The sequence below is a fragment of the Sinomonas humi genome, assembly GCF_000802235.1.
Classification (GTDB): Bacteria; Actinomycetota; Actinomycetes; order Actinomycetales; family Micrococcaceae; genus Sinomonas; species Sinomonas humi.
In genome coordinates, this window is record NZ_JTDL01000076.1 from 1 (window position 1) to 21,979 (window position 21,979).

The 21,979-nt window shown below is 63.1% G+C and carries 17 protein-coding genes and 2 riboswitches; of the genes, 8 read left to right on the forward strand and 9 right to left on the reverse strand.

Annotated features, from left to right (window positions below; all coding sequences use genetic code 11):
* Positions 1-61: 61 nt before the first annotated feature.
* A riboswitch (glycine riboswitch) is annotated at positions 62-156 on the forward strand.
* Between the two features lies 1 nt (position 157).
* A riboswitch (glycine riboswitch) is annotated at positions 158-265 on the forward strand.
* 49 nt (positions 266-314) lie between these two features.
* The 7 genes from gcvP (at position 315) to LK10_RS04655 (ending at position 9,322) form a co-directional block, all read left to right on the forward strand.
* Positions 315-3,188 (forward strand): aminomethyl-transferring glycine dehydrogenase, encoded by a 2,874-nt coding sequence (gcvP, locus tag LK10_RS04625; RefSeq protein WP_043120554.1) that lies wholly within the window; start codon positions 315-317, stop codon positions 3,186-3,188.
* 49 nt (positions 3,189-3,237) lie between these two features.
* A complete protein-coding gene (gene gcvT / locus LK10_RS04630; RefSeq protein ID WP_043120555.1) occupies positions 3,238-4,404 on the forward strand; it encodes a glycine cleavage system aminomethyltransferase GcvT in 1,167 nt (388 codons plus the stop codon).
* 37 nt (positions 4,405-4,441) lie between these two features.
* Entirely contained in the window at positions 4,442-4,825 is a 384-nt protein-coding gene (gcvH, locus tag LK10_RS04635) for a glycine cleavage system protein GcvH (RefSeq protein WP_043120556.1), read from the forward strand.
* The gene (gene glyA / locus LK10_RS04640) at positions 4,822-6,153 is read left to right on the forward strand and encodes a serine hydroxymethyltransferase (protein WP_043120557.1); all 1,332 of its coding nucleotides are present in this window, start codon (positions 4,822-4,824) and stop codon (positions 6,151-6,153) included. The genes gcvH and glyA overlap by 4 nt, the downstream gene beginning before the upstream one ends.
* A gap of 290 nt (positions 6,154-6,443) precedes the next feature.
* Positions 6,444-7,667 carry a cytochrome P450 gene (locus tag LK10_RS04645; protein ID WP_081998276.1) on the forward strand — a complete coding sequence of 408 codons (1,224 nt, stop codon included), beginning with the start codon at positions 6,444-6,446 and terminating at the stop codon, positions 7,665-7,667.
* 12 nt (positions 7,668-7,679) lie between these two features.
* On the forward strand, positions 7,680-7,997 hold the full coding sequence (locus tag LK10_RS04650; RefSeq protein ID WP_043120561.1) for a 2Fe-2S iron-sulfur cluster-binding protein: 318 nt from the start codon (positions 7,680-7,682) through the stop codon (positions 7,995-7,997).
* 101 nt (positions 7,998-8,098) lie between these two features.
* Positions 8,099-9,322 (forward strand): NAD(P)/FAD-dependent oxidoreductase, encoded by a 1,224-nt coding sequence (locus LK10_RS04655; protein ID WP_043120563.1) that lies wholly within the window; start codon positions 8,099-8,101, stop codon positions 9,320-9,322.
* 486 nt (positions 9,323-9,808) lie between these two features.
* On the opposite strand, the gene LK10_RS20730 is transcribed toward LK10_RS04655, so the two are convergent.
* Complete coding sequence (locus tag LK10_RS20730; RefSeq protein WP_052206961.1) at positions 9,809-10,897, reverse strand: ArsR/SmtB family transcription factor; 1,089 nt, start codon at positions 10,895-10,897, stop codon at positions 9,809-9,811.
* 314 nt (positions 10,898-11,211) lie between these two features.
* Between LK10_RS20730 and LK10_RS04665 the strand changes: the two genes are divergently transcribed.
* Positions 11,212-12,051, forward strand: a complete 840-nt coding sequence (locus LK10_RS04665) for a maleate cis-trans isomerase family protein (RefSeq protein WP_052206962.1) — start codon at positions 11,212-11,214, stop codon at positions 12,049-12,051.
* 379 nt (positions 12,052-12,430) lie between these two features.
* Here LK10_RS04665 and LK10_RS04670 read toward each other — a convergent pair whose 3' ends face one another.
* The 8 genes from LK10_RS04670 to ehuB all read right to left on the reverse strand — a co-directional run bounded on the left by LK10_RS04670 (position 12,431) and on the right by ehuB (position 21,655).
* Entirely contained in the window at positions 12,431-13,606 is a 1,176-nt protein-coding gene (locus tag LK10_RS04670) for a M24 family metallopeptidase (protein ID WP_081998277.1), read from the reverse strand.
* Positions 13,607-13,815: 209 nt separating this feature from the next.
* On the reverse strand, positions 13,816-14,859 hold the full coding sequence (locus LK10_RS04675; RefSeq protein WP_052206964.1) for a pyridoxal-phosphate dependent enzyme: 1,044 nt from the start codon (positions 14,857-14,859) through the stop codon (positions 13,816-13,818).
* 806 nt (positions 14,860-15,665) lie between these two features.
* Positions 15,666-16,907 (reverse strand): amidohydrolase family protein, encoded by a 1,242-nt coding sequence (locus tag LK10_RS04680; RefSeq protein ID WP_052206965.1) that lies wholly within the window; start codon positions 16,905-16,907, stop codon positions 15,666-15,668.
* Between the two features lie 113 nt (positions 16,908-17,020).
* Positions 17,021-18,169 carry a pyridoxal-phosphate dependent enzyme gene (locus tag LK10_RS04685; protein WP_197061850.1) on the reverse strand — a complete coding sequence of 383 codons (1,149 nt, stop codon included), beginning with the start codon at positions 18,167-18,169 and terminating at the stop codon, positions 17,021-17,023.
* Between the two features lie 374 nt (positions 18,170-18,543).
* Complete coding sequence (gene ehuA / locus LK10_RS04690) at positions 18,544-19,308, reverse strand: ectoine/hydroxyectoine ABC transporter ATP-binding protein EhuA (protein WP_043120580.1); 765 nt, start codon at positions 19,306-19,308, stop codon at positions 18,544-18,546.
* Positions 19,309-19,357: 49 nt separating this feature from the next.
* Positions 19,358-20,014 (reverse strand): ectoine/hydroxyectoine ABC transporter permease subunit EhuD, encoded by a 657-nt coding sequence (gene ehuD / locus LK10_RS04695; protein ID WP_043120564.1) that lies wholly within the window; start codon positions 20,012-20,014, stop codon positions 19,358-19,360.
* Positions 20,011-20,736, reverse strand: a complete 726-nt coding sequence (gene ehuC / locus LK10_RS04700) for an ectoine/hydroxyectoine ABC transporter permease subunit EhuC (protein WP_043120566.1) — start codon at positions 20,734-20,736, stop codon at positions 20,011-20,013. Before ehuC ends, ehuD begins: the two co-directional genes overlap by 4 nt.
* Positions 20,737-20,749: 13 nt before the next feature.
* Positions 20,750-21,655, reverse strand: coding sequence for an ectoine/hydroxyectoine ABC transporter substrate-binding protein EhuB (gene ehuB, locus LK10_RS04705; RefSeq protein ID WP_043120568.1), 906 nt, complete (start codon positions 21,653-21,655; stop codon positions 20,750-20,752).
* Between the last annotated feature and the right edge of the window lie 324 nt (positions 21,656-21,979).

Below are 21,979 nucleotides of genomic sequence, written 5' to 3' on the forward strand. Positions count from 1 at the left end.
GTTGGGGCCTTGGCTCCTTGCCGCGAACCATGTAGCCTATCGGTGCAATCACACTTGCTGATAAGCCGCAGCGGGAGAGTCCGACATAACCCGGTCGGCGCCGTAGGAGCAACACCTCCCCAGGAATCTCTCAGGCACCTGTACCGCCGCGGCAAGGCGACTCTGGAAAGCAGCCCGGGCTTTGTTCGGGCTCACCGACGGTGCAAGCGGATCAATAGAAGCCAAGGTCTGCGGAAACTCTCAGGTCCAATACAGAGCGGGGAGGAACCCCATCCCACTGCGCACTCGGTGCGCAGGTCATTCTGGAGTTCCTCTTGACACTGCATTCCAAATCCGCAGCCTTCGTTGACAGGCATATTGGTGCCCGGCGCGACGAGGACATCAAGCACATGCTGAACGCGGTCGGGTATGACAGCGCGGATGCGCTGGCTTCGACCGCCGTCCCGGACAGCATCAAGCAGTCATCCCCGCTCAAGCTCGCTCCGGCGCTGAGCGAGTCCGAGGTGCTTGCCGCGCTCCGCGCGCTGGCCGGGAAGAACCGCCCGCACGTGCAGATGATCGGGCAGGGCTACTACGACACGGTCACCCCGGCCGTCATCCGCCGGAACATCGTGGAGAACCCGGCCTGGTACACCGCCTACACCCCCTACCAGCCGGAGATCTCGCAGGGCCGTCTCGAAGCGCTGCTGAACTTCCAGACCGCGGTCGAGGACCTCACGGGCCTCGCGATCGCGAACGCGTCCCTGCTGGACGAGGCCACCGCCGTGATGGAGGCGGTGCTGCTGATGCGCCGGGCGAACAAGAACAAGGCCTTGGCCGGAGCACCCGGCGGCGGGAAGACGGTGCTGGACGCCGACCTGTTCCCGCAGTCGATCTCGATCGTGGTCGGCCGTGCCCGCGCGCTCGGATTCGAGGTCGAGGTCGCCGACCTGTCCAAGGGCCTGCCGGAAGGGCCGATCAACGGCCTCGTGCTCCAGCAGCCAGGCGCCTCCGGCGTCGTCGCCGACGCCACGGATCTCGTCAAGGAGGCCAAGGAGCGCGGGGCCATGGTGACGGTCGCGGCGGACCTCCTGGCCCTGACGCTGATCAAGTCCCCGGGCGAGCAGGGCGCGGACATCGCCGTCGGCTCGGCCCAGCGCTTCGGCGTGCCGCTGTTCTACGGGGGCCCGCACGCGGCGTTCATGGCGGTCCACAAGGGCCTCGAGCGCCAGCTCCCGGGCCGCCTGGTGGGCGTGTCGAAGGACGACGCCGGCCGCCCCGCCTACCGTCTGGCCCTGCAGACCCGCGAGCAGCACATCCGCCGCGAGAAGGCGACCTCGAACATCTGCACCGCGCAGGCGCTGCTGGCCATCGTGGCCTCCATGTACGCGGTCTACCACGGGCCGGAGGGCCTCAAGGCGATCGCAGAACGCACCCACGCCCACGCCCGCACGCTCGCGGCGGCGCTGGAGTCGGCAGGGGTCGAGGTGGTCCACCGCAGCTTCTTCGACACGGTCACCGCCCGGGTCCCGCGCCGCGCCGCCGCGCTGGTCGCCGCCGCGGAGGCCAAGGGGATCAACCTCCGCCTCGTGGACGCCAATACGGTGGGTATCTCGTGCGATGAGACGACGACGGCGGACACTATCGCCACGGTTGCCGGCGTGTTCGGCGCGGGCCCGGCGGGCGACGGCACGGACACGTCCCAGATCGGCTTTGGCCTCGAGGACGCGATGCACCGGTCGAGCCTGTACCTGCAGCACCCGGTCTTCCACTCGTACCGCTCCGAGACGCAGATGATGCGCTACCTGCGCCGGCTCTCCGACCGCGATCTGGCGCTGGACCGGACGATGATCCCGCTGGGCTCGTGCACCATGAAGCTCAACGCCGCGGTGGAGATGGAGGCCATCACCTGGCCCGAGTTCGCCGGCATCCACCCCTTCGCGCCGGATTCGCAGACGGAGGGCTGGCGCGAGCTCATCGCCGACCTCGAGCAGGATCTGGCGTCCATCACCGGGTACGACCTGGTCTCGATCCAGCCCAACGCCGGCTCGCAGGGCGAGCTCGCGGGCCTGCTGGCGATCCGCGGCTACCACCACTCCCGGGGCGAGGCCCAGCGCGACGTGTGCCTTATCCCGGCCTCCGCGCACGGCACCAACGCGGCCTCGGCGGTTCTGGCGGGGATGAAGGTCGTCGTCGTGGCGACCGCCTCGGACGGCACGATCGACCACGGTGACCTCGCCGCGAAGATCGAGGCCAACGCGGACCGGATCGCGGCGATCATGATCACCTACCCCTCCACCCACGGGGTGTACGACGCGGACGTGCGCGAGGTGTGCGACGCCGTCCACGCCGCGGGCGGGCAGGTCTACATCGACGGGGCGAACATGAACGCGCTGGTGGGTCTGGCCCAGCCGGGCAAGTTCGGCGGGGACGTCTCGCACCTGAACCTGCACAAGACCTTCTGCATCCCGCACGGCGGGGGCGGACCGGGTGTCGGCCCGGTGGCGGCCAGGGCGCACCTTGCCCCGTTCATGCCCGGAGACGCGGCCGAGTGGGACGGTGGGGAGGACCTTCCTGTGTCTGCCTCGCGCTTCGGATCCGCCGGGGTCCTGCCGATCTCGTGGGCGTATGTGAAGCTCATGGGCGGTGCAGGCCTGACCGAGGCCACGAAGTCAGCGCTGCTTGCCGCGAACTACGTGGCCAAGCGCCTCGACCCCTACTTCCCCGTCCTCTACACGGGGGAGGGCGGGCTCGTCGCGCATGAGTGCATCCTGGACCTGCGCGAGCTCACGGCCAAGACCGGCGTGACCGCGGAGGATGTGGCCAAGCGGCTCATCGACTTCGGCTTCCACGCGCCGACCCTGGCGTTCCCGGTTGCGGGCACGCTCATGGTCGAGCCGACCGAGTCCGAGGACTTGGGCGAGATCGAGCGGTTCATTGAGGCCATGATCGCCATCCGCGCCGAGATCGACCAGGTCGCCCACGGCGATTTCCCGCTCGCCGAGTCCCCGCTGCGCCGCGCCCCGCACACCGCGGCGGCCGTCGTCGCCACCGAGTGGGACCGCCCGTACTCGCGCGAGCAGGCCGCCTTCCCGGGGAAGACGACCAGCCAGGACAAGTACTTCGCCCCCGTGGGACGCATCGACGGAGCAGCGGGCGACCGCAACCTGGTCTGCGCCTGCCCGCCGGCCGAGTCCTTCCAGAACTGAAATCCCCCTGCCAAGGCCGCCCGTCCGACCACCGTCTCAGGAGACTTCCATGACCACAGAAACCACTATCACCGGCACCGAGAAGCGCACCGCACTGTACGACCAGCACGCCGCCCTCGGCGCGAGCTTCACCGACTTCGGCGGCTGGCAGATGCCGCTCAAGTACGGCTCCGAGCTCGCCGAGCACCGCGCCGTCCGCGAGACCGCCGGCCTGTTCGACCTCTCCCACATGGGCGAGGTCTTCGTATCCGGCTCCGACGCGGGAGCCTTCCTCGACTACGCGCTCGTCGGCAAGCTCTCCGCCGTCGCCGTCGGCAAGGCCAAGTACTCGCTCATCTGCGCCGAGGACGGCGGCATCATCGACGACCTCATCGTCTACCGGGTGGCCGAGGAGGACTACCTCGTGGTTCCCAATGCCGGCAACGCCGCGACGGTCGCGGCCGAGCTCGAGGCGCGCCGTGGGCAGTTCGGCGGCGAGGCAGTCTCGCTGCGCGACGCGAGCGCTGCGACTTCGCTCATTGCCGTGCAGGGGCCGAACGCGCAGGAGATCGTCCTGCAGCTGTTCCCGGCCGAGCACGCCGAGGCCGTCACCGGGCTCAAGTACTACGCGGCCGTTGAACTCGAGGCCCAGCTCGAGGCAGGGAGCATTCCCGTGCTTCTAGCACGCACGGGCTACACCGGCGAGGACGGCTTCGAGCTCTTCGTCGACAATCAGGACGCCTCCGGGCTGTGGGCCGCAATCGGAGCGGCCGGGGAGGAACACGACCTCATCCCCTGCGGCCTCGCCGCACGCGACTCCCTGCGCCTCGAGGCAGGCATGCCCCTCTATGGCAACGAGCTCTCACGCATGTCCAACCCCTACGCTGCAGGACTGGGTGCCGTGGTCGCGCTGTCCAAGGAGGGCGACTTCGTCGGTCGGGCTGCTCTGACGGCCCTGAAGGAGGCAGGGGCCGGAACATCCGCCGGGTGCAGGCTCGTGGGGCTCAAGGGCACCGGCCGCCGATCCGCTCGCGGGCACTACCCAGTGCTCAAGGGCGGCCAGCTCGTCGGCGAGATCACCTCCGGCCAGCCCAGCCCAACCCTCGGCTACCCCGTGGCGATGGCCTATGTCGAGGTCGAGCATTCAGAAAACGGAACGACCCTCGACGTCGACCTGCGCGGCAGGACCGAGACATTCGAGGTAGTGGCCCTGCCCTTCTACAAGCGCCAGAAGTAAGCCCAGCAGACAGACACGGAAGACAGAGGTAAGAATCATGGCCAAGATCGCACCGGAATGCCGATACTCCGAAGAACACGAATGGGTCGCCACCCGCTCTGACAGCATGGCATGGGTTGGAGTCTCCGCCGTCGCCACCGACGCACTCGGGGAGATCGTCTACCTGGACCTGCCCGAGGCAGGCAGTGAGGTGACCGCGGGGTCGACGTGTGGGGAGATCGAGTCGACGAAGAGCGTCTCCGACCTGTACTCGCCCGTGTCCGGGACGGTTGTCGAGGTGAACCAGGAGGCGATCGACAACCCGGCGCTGGTCAACGAGGACCCGTACGGGGCCGGGTGGCTGTTCACGGTCGAGGTCACTTCTGAGGGCCCGCTGCTCTCCGCGGAGGAGTACGCATCGAAGAACGGGGGCGAACTGTGAACGCCGCACCGTCCCGGCAGGCAGCCCAGCAGTTCCAGCAGGTCCGCTCCGCGTCCCTGGACGCTGACATCTCTCAGCTCGACCCGGAGATCGCGGCGAGCATCGACGCTGAGTTGGTCCGCCAGCGCGGGGGCCTGGAGATGATCGCGTCGGAGAACCACACCGCCTACGCGGTCATGCAGGCTCAAGGCTCGATGCTGACCAACAAGTACGCCGAGGGGTACCCCGGCAAGCGGTACTACGGCGGCTGCGAGAACGTGGACGTGATCGAGCAGCTCGCGATCGACCGCGTGAAGGCGCTCTTCGGGGCGGAGTTCGCCAACGTCCAGCCGCACTCGGGGGCACAGGCGAACGCTTCCGTGATGCATGCCCTGCTCAAGCCGGGCGATACGATCATGGGCCTGACTCTGGCCCATGGCGGGCACCTCACGCACGGGATGAGGATCAACTTCTCGGGCCGGCTCTACAACGTCATCCCGTACCAGGTGCGCGAGGATGACCACCGGATCGATATGGCCGAGGTCGAGCGTCTGGCGAAGGAGCACCGGCCGCAGCTGATCGTGGCGGGCTGGTCCGCGTACGCGCGGCAGCTGGACTTCGCCGAGTTCCGCCGGATCGCGGACGAGGTCGGGGCGTATCTGATGGTGGACATGGCCCATTTCGCCGGCCTGGTCGCCGCTGGGCTGCACCCGAGCCCGGTCCCGCACGCCCACGTCACCTCGTCGACCACGCACAAGACCCTCGCGGGTCCGCGCGGCGGGATCATCCTGACCAATGACCCGGACATCGCCAAGAAGATCAACTCGGCCGTGTTCCCGGGCCAGCAGGGCGGGCCGCTCGAGCACGTGATCGCCGGCAAGGCGATCGCGTTCAAGATCGCCGCCTCCGAGGAGTTCCGCGAGCGGATGGAGCGCGTTCTGGCGGGCGCGAAGATCATCGCCGAGCGGCTCACGCAGGACGATGTGAAGGCCAAGGGCATCGGCGTCGTCTCCGGGGGCACCGACGTGCACCTGGTGCTGGTGGACCTGCGGGACGCCGACTTGGACGGGCAGCAGGCCGAGGACCGGCTCGCCGCGATCGAGATCACGGTCAACCGCAACGCGGTCCCGTTCGACCCGCGCCCGCCCATGGTCACCTCCGGCCTGCGGATCGGCACCCCGGCCCTGGCCACCCGGGGCTTCGGGGAGGCGGCGTTCCGCGAGGTCGCGGACGTCATCGCCGAGGCCCTCATCGCCGGTCCCGACGAGGACTTGAGCCCGCTCAAGGCCCGTGTCGAGGCCCTGGCCGCCGCCCACCCGCTCTACCCGGGCATCGCCAACCTCGCCTGAGCGTTCGGCGACCACAACCAGGAAGGAACCCGACATGGCTGCGGACGCATGGTGACGCGCAAAGAGCTGTTGTTCGACGATTGGTACCAACCCGGAACCGATGGGTGAAATATTGGTAATGGACCACGGGGAATTCGCTGCTTATTCTGGAAAAGACAAAGGACGCGTACTCCGCCTACTGCTCATTTTTGCTTTGAGCTGGGCCTGATAGTGGCAATCGCGGATAGCCGTCTGGCAATATGACCCAGCCTTGGCGGGGAACGGAAGCACGCTTTTGAAGGGAATTCGACATGAGCACCGCGAGCATTTCTCCGTCGTCTACAGATTGGTCGATGTTATCGCTCGCCGACAGCGACCCATTTCCTGCCTACGAGGAGCTGCGAGAGAGAGGACCGATTATCTGGGACCCCGGAATGAACTGCTGGCTCGTCCTGGCCTACGACCTCTGCAAACTGATCGAGTCCGACGAAGGCACTTATCGCATAGCGGTGTCTGACGCCCCTCCTCTGTCGTTTGAGATCAAGGGCGGTAGGACGGGCGTTTCCTCGCTGCTCGGTGACGAGCATACCCGCATGCGTCGGCTCTACCTCAAGCTCCTCGGCCCTAAACTCATGCCGCAATATCGTGACGAGCACGTCATCCCTGTAATCAATGACGCTGTCGATCGGTTCATCGGAAGAGGCGAAGCCGAACTCGTCGGCGAATTCTCAGAGGTGGTGCCGGCGCGAATCATGGCATCAATGTTCGGACTTCCTTGGAGGGAAGACAAACTCATCGAAGACATCTCCCGGTGGCACCAAGACATCGTCACCTGGATTGGCAGAGGATATTCCGGCGAAGAGTTCACCCGAAAGGCCAAGCTCGCCTCGGATGAACTAAACAATCTGTTCCGCCCGCTCGTCCTCGAGCGAGGGGACAAGCGCGGCACCGACATCATCAGCCGCATCTGGACTGATGCGCCGGAGCATTATGGACCCGTCGGTGTGGACGAGGTGATGGCGATCGTGAGAGATATTGCAATCGGAGCCGGGGAAACCACCTCACATGCTATAGCGAATGCTGCATACCTGTTCTTGTCGGATCGGGTGCTTCATGAGGCCGTCTCGCGCGATCCGGAGGGCGCTCTCAATGCCTTTGTCGAAGAGACGCTCCGGTCCTTGGGATCCGTTCAGTGGCGGTTCAGGGTCGCCAACAGCGATGTGTCACTCGGAGGCGCCGAAATCAAGGAGAACGACTTGATTTGCCTCTTGCACGCTGCCGCCAATCGAGATCCCGATCACTACGCCTGCCCGCACGCTCTTGATCTGAACAGAAAATCTCCTGCTGACCACCTCGCATTTAATGTCGGCCCGCGGGTCTGTCTGGGCATGTGGCTTGCCAGACTCAAGATGCGTGAATCACTGAAGGTATTCATAAGCCGCCTTCCGGATATGCGCCTTGACCCAACAAAAGAGGCTCCAACCTTCCGTTCATTTTCCCACCGACACTTCGGTCCCCTGCACGTGAAATTCTAGGAGAATGCCATCATGAAGATCTCGGTCTACGACCAGCAATCTGAGATGGTCGAACTCGCTGACCCCTCGGCAACAACACTCATGCAAGCGATCCGCGATGGCGGCGTGAATATCAACGCACAATGTGGAGGCAGCGCGTCCTGCGGCACCTGCCACGTGTACGTTGACGACCTCTGGTGCTCGAAGCTCAAGGCACCCGACGAGACCGAAGACGCCATGCTGGACCTTGCCGAGGATCGCCGCGAGAACTCGCGCCTGTCTTGCCAGATCGAACTCTGCCCGGAGCTCGACGGACTGACCGTGACAGTCGCGCCCGATGCTGCCTTCTGACCGCCAGGACCCGTGTTACCGCAGCTACTCCCGCAACGGCCAGACAGTCCTGCCTTGCGTAACCAATTTGCTTATCCCCGGAAGGAGCTCTGGACGAACCGATGTCGCCCGAGCGTCAAAGACTGCTGATTGTCGGCGGGTCGTACGCCGCATGTGAAACCGCTGCACATGCCCGCGAAAATGGGTACGGCGAAGACATACTCATCGTGAGCGAAGAGCCGGAGCTACCCTACGATCGTCCGCCGCTCTCAAAGGCATACCTCAAGAACCCGAATGAAAAGCTCTCGCCGCTGAGAACGGCAGCATTTTATTCGGCAAACCGCATCGATCTTGAACTCGGCACCAGAGTCGTCTCGCTCGAAGCTGGTACGAATAAGGCGATGCTGTCTAACGGCGAGAATGTCGCTTTCGACATTCTGGCCCTCGCCGTCGGGGCACAGGCGCGCAGGCTGACGTGTGTTGGGGCCGACCTTCGAAACGTGCATTACCTAAGGTCTGTTGCCGACGCCCGGCTGATGAGGGCCGTGACAGCCGAGGCCGAGAACGTCGTCGTTATCGGCGCCGGGTTCATTGGCCTAGAGGTCGCATCAATGCTCGTCCAGCAGCAGAAGCAGGTAACAGTCATCGAGGCAACCGACCGCGTGCTTGCCAGGGTGGTCGCGCCGGAAATGTCTCAATTCTTTTCTTCAGCCCACAGGGATCGGGGGGTGAAACTGTTGACGTCTCGCACGGTGCAATCGCTCGAGGGGGAGAACGGCGTGGTGCGGCGGGTCGTTCTGGAGGACGGCACGGGCATAGACGCAGACGTTGTCGTCGTCGGCGTCGGCTCCGTGCCCAACCTTGAACTGGCACAACAGCTTGGAGTTCATTGCGCGAACGGCATCGTCGTGGATGCGCGATCCCGTTCGAATCAGGCGAACGTCTTTGCAGCGGGTGATTGTGCAGCGTATCGCAGCCCATTCAATCCCGCGGGCATCCGATTGGAGTCGGTGCAGAACGCTACAGAGCAGGCGCGAGTCGCAGGGGCCGCGATCGCGGGAGTAGACACGTCTTATGACGCGTTGCCCTGGTTCTGGTCTGATCAATACGACCTAAAGCTGCAAATCGCCGGACTTCCATCTGGAGCCACCGAACGCGTCCTACGCCCGGGTAGCGGCGCCGACCCGTCTGTCTTCTACTTCCGTGACGACGCTTGCATCTGTGTCGAGAGTGTTAACCGCCCGCGTGACCATATCGCCGCACGCCGGCTCCTCCCTCGCAGAAAGATCTCCAAACAGGATCTACAGGATGTTGATTTCGACCTGCTTTCGCTCCTCAAGCGCTAGCGGACATCCGGAGTACCGTCGGCTGCTGCTTATAGAAGAGACGGTCCCCCAGCCGTGCTCGGGCCCGATGAGCCGCCGATTCCGACCGCATAAGAGTTGTACGGAGTGAAGGAGTGTTGCTTCACGGCGGGCCCTGCGGGGTCGTTATTCGCGACGGCGGGGCGACCGGAGCCGAGAACACGGAAAAAACCGAAGCCGCGAGGTACTCCGCAGAGAACGCTCTCCGTCCGCGGAAGCGCCCTCCCCACTCTGGCGGCACCTGCACATCGAGTGGGACCCTTGGCCTAGAGCCGACCGTCCTGGCGGTGCGACCCATAACGGACTGGGCGGCCGCGTGGGGATGGAGCGAATCGTCAGCCGGGGCTTCCCGAAATGGCCCCCGCTGCACGTTCTGCCATTCCTTCCATCGCGGGACCGGCGAGAATTCGTTACCCTGTCGCGGCACCGTGTTCCGTTTCTCAGATAGGCCTCTAGCTGGCGATGCGGTCAATCGACTCCGAGGAACCGTTGAAGCCGTCTCACGAGTGTTTCGGCGGCGTCCGGGCGGAAGCTGTAGAGCATGCCTTCGCCGCTGCGCACTTGGCGGATGAGCCCCGAGGATCTGAGCTGGGCAAGATGATGGTGCACGGTCGGCTGCGACAGCCCCAGTCGCCTGATGAATTCGGGGCCGGGCAGCGGGCCATCGCGCAGCATGGTGAGTATTTGGAGCCGATGGCTGTTTGACAGAGCTTTCAGAGCGTCCAGCAGGTCCTCGGAGCCCGACTCCCGGTACCCGAGTATCTCGTCGTTCTTGATTCCGAAGACGATCAAGGCCTCACCGCTGCGCTCGTCCACTCGAGATGCCATGAACGGATAGATGAAGACGGAGGGTGCCAGGGTGATCTGGTTCATGCGAAGTGCCGCCGAGAGGGTATACCCACCTGTCAGGGCCTCGACCGTTGAGACTGCGGGCTGCATGGCGAGAAGGTCCTTGGATGACGCAGCGGCCCTCTCGACTGCTTCACGGATGGAGTCGACGCTCGGGCCGAACACTGTTTCCAGATAGCGCTGCAGAAAGCGAAGTATCCTCTCCTTCGATCCCGAAGGGTCCTGCAGCACCTCGAGGCTGCGGTCGGCGAAGTCCCCGGCGAACTCCCGGGTCTTCTTCTCGAACCCGTCCGGGGTGTCGTCTTGGGGGTTCAGGACTGACCGGTAGAAGTCAAGAGCCTCTGTGGGCGTCTCCCCTGTGTCGAGCATCATCAGGGCACACTCTTCAGCAGGAGTGCTTCGGAGAAGCTCAATGAAATCAGCGGGAACGGCATCGGTTTTCAGCGTGGGGATCAGGCGGAGCAGGCCGAGTCCGAGGGCCGTCTCCCCTCCTTCGAAGAAGGGGCGCCCTTGGCGGTATAGGTCAGCAGCCATAGTGTTCCGCGCAACAGCGATCCAGTGTCCGGCGCGCTTGTAGACATCTGGGTTGAAGAGGGCGCGCGCACTCACGATGAAGTCGTAGCATGCGGAGGGGTGAACCGAGATCATGACTCCGTCAAGATCGGAAGTCTTTTCCCGGTGGCCATTGTCCTCTCCGACCAGCTTCACGGCGTTGATCCTTCCCGTCTCTTTATTGCGTATATTCGATGCTACTGGGTGTGAGCCTTTTCGGCCCTAGGAGCGAACAGCTTCGGCCTGACTCGGGGGAATCGCTCACCGTTATCCAAGCCAGCCAAATGGATCGCCTGCCTACTTGACACTGCAGTCCGCCTGCTTGACAGTGCAGTCCGCGACACTAGCATCGAAGAATATCAATTCCAACTGCATTCCTAGGTTTGGCTTCACTCGGTACTCGTTCGCCCGGATCCGCGACGGACTCCCCTCCGAGTCGCCACGCCGCCACGAATCCTGGAGCGGGCCCGATGAGCAACAGACCCACATACCAGAGCCATCTGAGGATGGCGGAGAGCAGGCCGACGGTCAGACCGTGGGGGAAAGCTTCCTACCTCGTTGACGGCGGCATCGCGGTTCGCGCCCAAATCGGCATGGTTGTTCTCTCGAGCGACCAGACTCTCTCCTATGAAGCCCGAGCGATGTTGGACGTCCCCGGCGTTGGCCTATACGAAAGCCGTCTGCTGGACCCCGGTAACCCAAGCCAGCCCCTCACTATGGATCTTCTGGAGGGCTACTTCGACGGCCTTGGCGGGGCTATCAGGCAGATCAACATCAGGCGCCCGTCGGACGTTATCGCCTTGGGATGCACTTCTGCGGCCATGGCAATCGGGTACGGGGAGCTTGAACAGCGCGTGCAGACGCTCACCCCGCAAGCGCGTGTGACCGATCCGTTCACCGCAATCCTGTCTGCCCTTCGGGCCCTTGGCCCCGCCCGCGTCGGTTTTGTATCGCCTTACCCCCAAGAGGTCGCCGAGAAGATGGTCGCGAAGATCGAAGCGGCGGGTCACCCTGTCCCGGCGGGGATTAGATTCCACAACGAGACGGGTTCGGGCAGGCTTGACGCACCGTTCATTTGGCCGGCGAGCATCTCTGGCGCCGTCAGGCAATTGGTCAACGAATCCGAGGTCGATGCGGTGGTGGTCGCCTGCACTCAGATGCGGGCTGCTGGAGTGCTAGCCGAGCTCGAGCGGGAGACAGGCAAATCGCTCATCTCGTCGAACCAGGCACTCTGCTGGCACGCCCTGCGGCTGGCAGGAGTCGGCGATGCGATATACGGGTGGGGACGGCTGTTCCAGACGGAGCTCTGACTCTCCGGGCCGGAGAAGGATCCCGCCCCTGCATCCTGCTCGGGCCCCCTTGGACATCTCGTACCTTTGGGCGTGAGAGTCTGGGCAAGCGTGCAGGAGGCAGCCCGGCTGCGAAAACCTGAACCGAAAAATTTCGAGCGGGGCGGGCGGTGCACTTCAAGGGTTACCACAAGCTGTGTGGAGTCGCTTTCGCTGAACTGCACAGCGGTTTTCCCCGTCTCAGTCCCCGACCAGCCGAGCGGTGGAGGGCTTCTTTGCGACAGGACTCTAGCGGAGCTGAGCGTAGGGTTCCCCACTGAGGAGGACCTTGGGTTGGAGGCGGGGCCTGGATGGCTGCCTCCAACCCAAGGTCTCCTCACATCAACGAGCCGCGGCTGGGTCAGCCCGCGATGATCGGCATCTCGGCGGGAGAGAGCTCACTGAGGAACTCGTTGCCTTCCTCGCCCACCCAGATGATCTCCTCGCACTGGAAAACGCCTCCCGCATCGAGTTTGGGTTCGAGGTGCAGGACCATGCCCGGTTCGATGATCTCGCTGCTATCCGGTCCGATCGAGGGCGGCTCGGTGACCCCGATCCCACCGCCGTGTCCTACACGCCCCACACCGCCGTAGAGCTCCTTCAATCCCGCTGCGTTCCACAGATCCAGGAATAGGGCGTAGGCCTCGGCCCCCGTCCAACCGGCTCTAATCCCCTTGCAGAGATCCACCGTGACGCCTCGGACGGCCGCATAAGCATCGCGCTCAGCGGAACTCGGCGCCCCTACTCGGGCAGTCCTGTTCCGGTCGGCGGGGTAGCCGCCATAGCAGGCCCGGAAGTCCGTCCAAAGGTAGTCGTCCATCTCGAGACGGCGGTTCGATGGCAGCCTGGTGAACCGGATGCCGCCCTTGCCGAACAGGACGGGGAAGGGATCCACGCGTTCGGCACCGTTCTTGATCAGCTCGACCTGAAGCGCCCTGTAGACGTCCACCTCGGTCATGCCAACTTCGACCGATTGCAGGACATCGTCGAAGGAGCGATTGGCGATGTCGAACGTCACCCGCATCAGGTCCAGTTCGAACTGGCTCTTGATTGCCCTGACCTTCCAGATGACCCCGCCAGCTTCAACGAGGTTGCCCAGCTTGGCTAGCCCCTCGACCAGCGGAAGCGAACCCCTACCCGCCAATTCGTGTCCGTAGTCGATGGCTACCGTGGCGCCTTTCGGCTGAAGCGAGCGACTGACCTCGACCACGGCGTCTGCCGCTTCTGGCAGGAATCCGCTGTAGAGGCGGACCTCGGAGGAGGCGTCTGAATCAGCGATCGCGTACTGCTCGAACTCGGGAGCCACGATCACATCGGCTGTCCTGCCGATCACCAAGAAGGCGGGACGCGCATGGTAGGTCCACCCCACGGTCCTGTAGCTCGAGAAGTACTCGAAGTTCTCCCGTGATGTGAGAACGACCACATCAATTCCAGCTTTCTCCATCTGATCCTGCAACCGCCGAACTCGGCTGGTGAACTCGTCAGGCGAGGCAATGGGCGCAAGACCGTACCTCCCGGAACGAAGAACGCTTGTCATGATAGACCTCTCATTTCTCTAATTTGAAATCAAATGAATTTTTTCAACTTGGCTGCTTCGAGGTTTCGGTTCTATGGAAGACCGCTCGCTGAGCCCGCCCGAACCGGTCCGTCCGGATCCCCTCAGCCTCAGTCGTGTCCACTGTCCCGACGATGCTGGAGATCGTGAAGCGAAGTGAGCGCTGACGCTCCCAGAGGTAGTGGTGAGCCTCACACGGTTAAATCAGATCGCTCCCCAACCCGCACCACGGGATTCTCGCGGTGTTGCTGCAACCATTTCTGGGTGGCCTTCGTGTCCTTTAGGCCTGTTGAGGTCGATACGACGACGCTCGGCAAATTCGACGAGATCAGTCCGCTCCTGCAAGCAATTTTCGCTGCTGCTACTGCCACGCATGAACTTGCTTCCGCGTAGAATCCTTCTAGAGAAGCCAGGGACGCCTGTGTTTCCAGGATCTCGTCTTCGCTGACGCTGACCGCGGTTCCCCCCGATGTCCGGAGCGCGTAGAGAGCTTGATGGGTGGTGTATGCACCTCCTATGGAGAATGCCGCCGTGGGGCTCACTCCGTAGGGGCCCGTCGTCGGTTCGATTGATTTCAACGATTGCGTGATCCGGCCGAAGACCTCCGCCGCGATGAACTTCGGCCAGGCTTCTAGCAGCCCTGCGGTCCTGAGGTCCTCGAATCCGCGGACGATCCCGGCGAGACAGTCCCCGTAGCCGGCGGGGACCACAACGGCTCCGATCGGGGCTCCTCCGAATTGCTCCCACAGTTCGTACGCTATGGTCTTATATGCATCCACACCGTAAGGGGTGCTACCGACCGGGACGGCCGTGCTATTGCTGCAGGCAAACCACCCCTCGTCGCGGACGCCGTCGGCGATCAATTGGTACCGCTCGTTCCAGTCCTCTACTACCTGGAGTTCCGCGCCATACGCCTCCATCAAGATCTTCATCGTGTCGGGCACGCTGCTGATGGTGGAGATCACGCAGCGCAAGCCAGCCCGGGCAGCGTATGCCGCCAACGACACACCATGGTTGCCGGTCGATGCCGCGGCGACCGTCTGGGCGCCCAGGGCTCGGGCCGCGGTCACGGCGGAGGCGCAGAGCCTGTCCTTGTGGGACCAGGTTGGGTTTGTGCTTTCATTTTTCAGGTACAGTCCGTCCAGCCCAAGGCGAGGCCCGAGCGACTGCAGATGGACCAGTGGAGTGTTCCCTTCGCCTAGGCTGACCGGGTTGGGATCCTCTACCGGCAGCATCGCGGACCACCGCCAGATGCCTCGGGTCGCGGGCAGAGCGCGAGCAACCTCAAACTGTGCCTTCGTCGCCGGAGCCGGATAAGCGATTGTGTAGTTCACAGGAATGCCCAGTCGCAATGAGCAGTCCGTACACCCGAGGTAGTTCTGGAGATTTGCAATGTCCGGTCTTTGATGGCATTCAGGGCACTCAAGGACACAGAGCCCGGCATTGGCGACGGCATTTACCGCACCGTTCGCCGTTGCCCAACTCAGGCTCTCGACTCGGACGCGGTCCGAGGACTGTGTCCCTACCGCACCCAACCCAATTGGATCAGTCAAAACATTTCCTTCTCTTCGTTCAAAAGTGAACCAGGCGAGAGTGAAGACGTGCGCGACTTATGAACGCCGGCACACTTGGCTCCTTTGTCAACGCCCGCCCGGCCGTGCTGTTAGATTGTCTTCCCGTGTCTGGAAACCAAGCAGACGGTTCCCGTTATGCGGAAACAAATTCCGGCGGCCCGAACGCCGGATCTAGGTGCTCGTGGACTTTTCGTTGCGCCGCTCCCATTTGGAGACGGGATCCTCAAGGCGAAGGTGCCGCTAGATGCTGATTCTGCTCGGAAAGAGGGAATGTCCCTGGTCTGCCCACACCTCGTAGGCTTGGGATTTCTCGTACAGTCTTCTCTCTCCACCGGCGGGATATACCCAGATGATCCTTCCGTCTGCCGTTGTCGCATCAACCAGGCCCCGGCATACAGTCTGTCCGCGAAGGCGCACCTCCACTTCCGCGCCAGTCAATAGGGACCAGTCTTCGATGCGACACCTTCTCATCGCCTTGAGCTGGGAGACGCTTGCCATGGGTCCTCCTCTGATTGGGATTGAGGAGATGTGATCAGGCCTCGCGCCATCACCAGCGTCGGTCTTTGCAGGTGTCGGAGGTCAGCTATGGGGTTGCCGTCCACGACCAGAAGATCGGCGCGCATGCCGACAGCGAGGCCGCCAACCTCGGCGGAAATGCCCATGGCCAAGGCGGGCATCCCGGTGGCAGCGTGGAGCACGGCCTCACGGCTCATGCCGGCCATCTCCAAAGCATGGATGCCCCCCCAGTACTGTTCGGGTGGAAGGCCAGGGATGCCCGTGTCGTTCCCCAGGATGATTCGTGCCCCCTGTTCCCAGAGTGTCCGCACCCACTGTCCCCGCTGCTCGAAGCTGATCGGGTGGGGATGGGCATCGTGGAGTGTTGGACACACGAACGTGCCTGCATCGGCGATCTGTCTCGCAAGCTCCATCGCACGGGCTTCTGGGGAAGGCGTTCCGTCGGCTTCTATGAATGTTCCGTGCTCGATCGTGTCAACGCCGGCAGCGACCGCTGCACGAACGCCTTCCGCACAGAGACTGTGCGCGGCGACAGAAAGGCCCTCGGCATGTGCCCGGGCAACGACCGCTGACAGCAGATCCGGTCGGAATTCCACGGCCACGGGACTCGTCCCCGCTGTCATGCGCCCTCCTGTGACCATGACCTTGATGACCTTTGCGCCTGCTGCAGCAAGATGCGAGACTGCCGAATCGGCTCCGCGTACTGTGTCGACCTGTCCGCCGAACGCCCAAAGGTGCCCGCGCGGGCGGGTCAGGGGGTGATCGCTTGCGATTACCGTCGGTCCCGCGGCGAACCCATTCTGAACGCTCCTGCCGAACTCCAAGACGGTCCCCGGGGGCGATCCCAGGTCTCTGACCGTTGTCACTCCTGATCGGAGAAACCGTGCCGCGTTGTCGGCGATCGTGCCATTGAGCGCTTCAGGCGAGATGGACACCGCGTGGGCAACGGGATCGGCTTCCTGGGAGTCGAAGGCGAGATGGACGTGGGCATCAATCAAACCGGGCATGATGGTTCCGCCCACATCCAGGTGCTGCTGATACTTCTCGGGGGACGCTTCGTGGCGGTTTCCCACCCAATCGATCCGCCCGTTCCGCACGCCCACAGCTGAATTCGGGAGCACCCCCGGCGGGTCGAAGGACGTGATTACCTGGGCCGCCGTGATGAGGACGGACTCGGGTGCCGGTTTGCTCATAGCTCTTCACCTTTCTACTGGACCCGGCTACGGCGAAGGTCGGGAAGCCGCTCGTGGGTCTCGGGCACGTGTCCAACGTGCTGATTCTTTCCATGCGGATGGACTCGAGATGACTAGACATCTGCACGCTGGATCCCGTCGCTTTGCGACGGGGTTGCGTCGGAGGCGCCCACATCCGAGCGCCTTTTCCTCTGCGCCAGGAATTCGGCGGTGGTCCCCGGGTCTTTCAGGCCCGAAGACGTGGAGACCAGAACCACGGTGTCGTCGTGATGCAGGATCCCTGACCGAAACGCCTGCTGGACTGCTGCCACCGCGACCGCAGAGCTAGCCTCCACGTACAATCCATCCAGCCGCGCGAGGTCAACCTGAGCGCCCAGGATGTCCTCCTCGGATACGCTGACCGCCCGACCACCGTTTGATCTAACGGCATCAAGAGCCTGGTAGGTGGTGCATTCGTTGCTGATGGAAAATGCCGTGGTTGGATGCACAGACTCGGGACCCAGATCATTGGAGCTCGAACGGAGTGAACGGCTGATCTTTCCGAACACTTCGGCCGCAATTAGCTTCGGCGAATAGTCGACGACGCCTGCCTCGCGCAAATCGTCGAACCCGCGAGCGATTCCACGGATGCAGTCGCCGTATCCCGTAGGGACGACCACGGCATCAATTGACTGGTTCGGCAGTTGCTCCCACAGTTCGTACGCAATGGTCTTGTAGCCGTCCACCCCGTACGGCGGACTGCCCACGGGTGGCCAGGTGGAGTTCGAGCACGGGTACCAGCCAGATTCAGCAGCCCCCACGGCGATCATTTCGTATCTTTGTTCGCTACGCTCGAACCCGTGGACCTCTGCGCCGTACACTTCCATCAACGTCCGCATCGTCTCGGGCGCCCAGGTATATGTTGAGATGATGCAGCGCATGTTGCCCCGGGCGGCGTAGGCGGCGATGGACGCGCCATGGTTCCCAGTCGAGGCGGCGACCACGGCCGAGGCCCCGAGCACCGATGCGGCCGTGACCGCGGCGGCGGACAGTCTGTCCTTGTGCGTCCAGGTGGGGTTCGAGGCCTCATTCTTGAGGTAAAGGCTGCCGGCCTTCGACCGCTTTCCGACCCCATCCAACCGTATGAGCGGAGTATTGCCCTCCCCCAGAGTGATTGGAGCTTCGGAATGAACCGGCAGGAGAGATTCCCATCGCCAAATGCCAAGATTTGGGTCTCGAGCGAGCGCTTTATCGAACTTCTCCCCCGTCGCAGGCGCAGACATGGCCAAATAGTTGACCGGGATCCCGATTTCGGCTCGGCATCTCGGGCAGCCCAAGTAGTTGGCCGCGTCCTTGACCTCCGGCCTGTAGCAGCATCTGGGGCATTCCAGCTTGGCCAGCCATCCGTGAGCCATAATTGTTCCTAGCTCTCCTTACCAGTACTTTCTGCTCAACTGGCCAACGTCCTTCAGAAAGAGGACGAACGCCCTTAGATCGCCAATCGCCCCGTGGGGAAACACGTCACCGGAGAGATTTTCACTGAAGAAAATTGCCGACTTACGATCTCTACACATTGGAACCCGCCTCGCTGCCATTGCTTGCAATCGAGGGAGCTGTTGAGAACGTCTTGATCCAAGGGGCGGACAGCGGCCGTCGATCAGGTGGCTTCGAGTACGGCGCGCAGGAATGATTTGGTGCGATCGTTCTCGGGATGCGTGAAGATGCGCTCCGGTGGCCCGCTCTCGATGATCCGTCCTTGATCGAACATGAGCACGCGGTCGGCAATGTCCCGGGCAAAGTTCATCTCGTGGGTGACAAGCAGCATAGTCATGCCAGTCTCGGTTGCGAGGTCACGCAGTACCGCGTGCACTTCGGCGACCAGCTCGGGGTCGAGCGCCGAGGTTACCTCGTCGAAGAGCATGACTTTCGGTCGCATGGCGATGGCCCGGGCGATGGCCACACGCTGCTGCTGGCCCCCGGAGAGCTGGCTCGGACGGTAATCGGCTTTCCCGGCGAGGCCGACTTGGTCAAGCAGATGGCGCGCTCGCTCTTCGGCCTCGGCTCGAGGGATCCCGAGTACTCGGATGGGCGCCTCGGCTATGTTGCGCAGCACCGTCATATGGGGGAACAGGTTGAACTGCTGGAAGACCATGCCGATCTTCGTCCGCATCTGGCGAAGGTGCCTTTCGTCGGCCGGTACCGTAGTTCCATTACGTTCCATGTGCCAGAGCGGGTCTCCGTCGACATAAATGGTTCCCGCATCGGGCCGTTCGAGCGTCATCAGCATGCGGAGGATGGTTGTCTTGCCGGACCCGCTCGGTCCGATGAGAGCGACCTTTTCGCCGCTGCCGACCTCTAGGTCGAGCTCGTTGAGGACGACCTGGTCTCCGAACGCCTTCATGATGGAGTTGAAGCGCACCATGGGCTGTTCGGTCTCGATGTCGGCCGTCTGGACCGCCTCTTGTGGGTGCCTAGTGCTGGAGAACACGACGCTCCAACCTCCTGATCAGAATTGAAGATGGATAACTCAGTGCGAGAAAGAGGATGCCAGCGAGGGTGTACGGCTCGATGAAGCGATATGCCTCGGCCCCAGCCCCACGTGCTTGCCCAAGAATGTCCAGGACCCCGATGGTCAGCAGCAGCGGTGTTTCCTTGAACATCGAGACTACATAGTTGCCAAGCGCCGGGATCATCCGTGGAATCGCCTGCGGCAGCACGATGCCGACCCATGTGCGTCCGCGGGGAAGATTGAGCGCGCGGGCAGCCTCCCACTGTCCCCTTGGCACCGCGTCGATGCCCGCACGGTAGACCTCGGCGGTGTAGGTGGCGTAGTGGACGCCGAGGCCCAGAACTCCTGCCGTCATCGAGCCCAGGGTGATCCCCCACTGTGCGAGCAAGAAGAACCAGATGTAGAGCTGTACGAGCAGCGGTGTGCTGCGGACGACCTCGATGAAGCCCCATGCGGCCTTGCTCACCACGAAGAGCGGCGAGTAGCGGAGCAGGGCCAGCATGAGCCCGAGGACGAAGGCGAGTAGGGAACCGAGGGCGGTTGCCTCGAGAGTCACCAGGAGCCCGTCGAGCAGGGACGGAATGATGCTGGCGGCGAAGTTCCAATCCCAGACGTTCATCGGGGACCTCCTATCCCCGCCACAGGCCGCAAGGCACTCGCCGAGCGAGAGGGTCGAGTCCCCTTCTTGCCGAGCATCCTTGCCGCCTTGCGTTCCAGGACACGCATCCCTGCGGTGATGAGGATGGACAGGACCAGGTACATGACGAGCATCATCATGAAGATCGCCAGGGTCTGGCCGGGGTAGCTGACCACGAGGACCTGGTTGGCTTGGTAGGTCATCTCCGTGACATTGATCAGCGAGGCCAGCGCGGTGCCCTTGAGAACGGCGATATAGAGATTGTTGAACGGTGGGATCATCTCGGGGACGGCCTGCGGCAGGATTATGCGGGTCATCCGCTGAGCTCGCGTCAGGTTCAATGCGACGCAAGCCTCATACTGGGCCCTGTCCACGGATTGGACCGCCCCTCGCACGATCTCGGCGCCATAGGCCCCCGTATTCAGGCCGAGAACGAGGGCGCCCGCCCAGAGTGGCACGAGCTGGAATCCGATCAGGACTGGAACCGCAAAGTAGACCCAGAACATCTGGACCACTTCGGAGGTTCCGCGCCAGCCTTCCACGTAGATCCGGGCGAGAAGCCGCGTGATGACTGAACGGTGGAGCAGGGACAGGCCTACGAGGAATGAGATCACTGTGCCCATTACGGCGCCGAGCAGGAAGAGCTCGACGGTGGGGACCAGCCCTCTGAGCAGGACGGTGAGGAAGTAGCCGAAATCGTTCATGGGGGCTGACCGTTCAGCTTGCTGTGCAGAGCTGCTGGGTGGTCAGATCCTTCGGCGGGAGGTTGTCCTTGGTCAGCCCGAAAGGCTCCACAATCTTCAGCCACTCGCCGCTGTCATGTATGGCCGTGAGTTGTTGGTTGAAGGCATCGACGAGCTGTTGGTTGCCCTGGCGGAACACGAAACCGCTGGCTGGTGTCACCGGCTTGCCGTTGAGTGAGGGCTGGAATTCGGCAGCGACTTCAAGGGGTGCATTTGGGTTCTGCTTGAGCAGCTGTTTCATGGTGAGGTCGGTAGAGATGCCGACGTTGACTCTCCCCGTCTGCACAGCTTCCAGCATCTGCTGGTTCCCGTCGAAGACGGTGATCTGCTCGGCCTTGACGCCCGCGCTGAGGGCCCAGTCCTTCTCGGGTGTGCCGCTCAGCATGGCGAGCTTGGCATTCTTGCTTGCGACGTCCTGCAGGGTCTTGATGTTCAATGGGTTGCCCTTAGGCGTGAGGAATGCCTCGAGGACGATGAGGTCAGGAGTAGAGAACTGAGCGTTCTTGCAGCGTGCAGGCGTTATGTACATCCCGGCGCAGATCACGTCGAACTGGCCAGCATTCAGTGCGGGGATGAGTTGGTCGAATGAAACCTGAGTGGCCTTGATATCGGGCACCCCCAGCTTGTTGAACACGGCTCGCGCTACTTCAGGCGCCTCACCGGTGACGCGGCCGCTCTTGTCGGTGTACCCCCAGATCGGCGACCCAAAGACGCCGACGTTGACGAATCCCTGCTTCTTCAGAGCATCCAAAGAACTGGTGGCGCTGTTGGCGGTCGGGCCAGCGCAGGAGCTGAGAAGGGGAGCGGCGATACCTGCGGCCGCAAACCAGCTCGAGCCTTTCAAGAAGGTTCTGCGCGACCATTCATTCTTGTTCTGCATGTCGTGTCACCTTTCTTCCAGCGATCATTCCCGAGGTTTCGACATGTCCTGTTCACTCGGGTTTCTACCCGCCCCTACGGCTCGGCTCCATCGCCCGAAGCAAGTGGTGGCGGTTTTTTACCGGTAGGCCGACCTGAGCCTCACGAGGAGATAATTGAATCTTATCGATACACTACGGTCGCATAAAGATGGTGTCAAGGGTCACATCGCGCGGTCCTCGGGGCCTCTGGGCTCAAATGGCGTCGCTGCAAAAGCTTACTGATCCGGCTCCTTTTGAGGTCAGAGGCCGGGATGCCGGGCACGCGGCTCTTCGCGTTGACCCTG

What these genes read in the sequence shown, in the direction of transcription:
- gcvT (WP_043120555.1), top strand. Translation starts at nt 3,238, where the DNA reads ATGACCACAGAAACCACTATCACCGGCACCGAGAAGCGCACCGCACTG.
- gcvH (WP_043120556.1), top strand. Translation starts at nt 4,442, where the DNA reads ATGGCCAAGATCGCACCGGAATGCCGATACTCCGAAGAACACGAATGG.
- LK10_RS04645 (WP_081998276.1), top strand. Translation starts at nt 6,444, where the DNA reads ATGAGCACCGCGAGCATTTCTCCGTCGTCTACAGATTGGTCGATGTTA.
- LK10_RS04650 (WP_043120561.1), top strand. Translation starts at nt 7,680, where the DNA reads ATGAAGATCTCGGTCTACGACCAGCAATCTGAGATGGTCGAACTCGCT.
- LK10_RS04655 (WP_043120563.1), top strand. Translation starts at nt 8,099, where the DNA reads ATGTCGCCCGAGCGTCAAAGACTGCTGATTGTCGGCGGGTCGTACGCC.
- LK10_RS04665 (WP_052206962.1), top strand. Translation starts at nt 11,212, where the DNA reads ATGAGCAACAGACCCACATACCAGAGCCATCTGAGGATGGCGGAGAGC.
- LK10_RS04670 (WP_081998277.1), bottom strand. Translation starts at nt 13,606, where the DNA reads ATGACAAGCGTTCTTCGTTCCGGGAGGTACGGTCTTGCGCCCATTGCC.
- LK10_RS04675 (WP_052206964.1), bottom strand. Translation starts at nt 14,859, where the DNA reads ATGCTGCCGGTAGAGGATCCCAACCCGGTCAGCCTAGGCGAAGGGAAC.
- LK10_RS04680 (WP_052206965.1), bottom strand. Translation starts at nt 16,907, where the DNA reads ATGAGCAAACCGGCACCCGAGTCCGTCCTCATCACGGCGGCCCAGGTA.
- LK10_RS04685 (WP_197061850.1), bottom strand. Translation starts at nt 18,169, where the DNA reads ATGTCTGCGCCTGCGACGGGGGAGAAGTTCGATAAAGCGCTCGCTCGA.
- ehuA (WP_043120580.1), bottom strand. Translation starts at nt 19,308, where the DNA reads ATGGTGCGCTTCAACTCCATCATGAAGGCGTTCGGAGACCAGGTCGTC.
- ehuD (WP_043120564.1), bottom strand. Translation starts at nt 20,014, where the DNA reads ATGAACGTCTGGGATTGGAACTTCGCCGCCAGCATCATTCCGTCCCTG.
- ehuC (WP_043120566.1), bottom strand. Translation starts at nt 20,736, where the DNA reads ATGAACGATTTCGGCTACTTCCTCACCGTCCTGCTCAGAGGGCTGGTC.
- ehuB (WP_043120568.1), bottom strand. Translation starts at nt 21,655, where the DNA reads ATGCAGAACAAGAATGAATGGTCGCGCAGAACCTTCTTGAAAGGCTCG.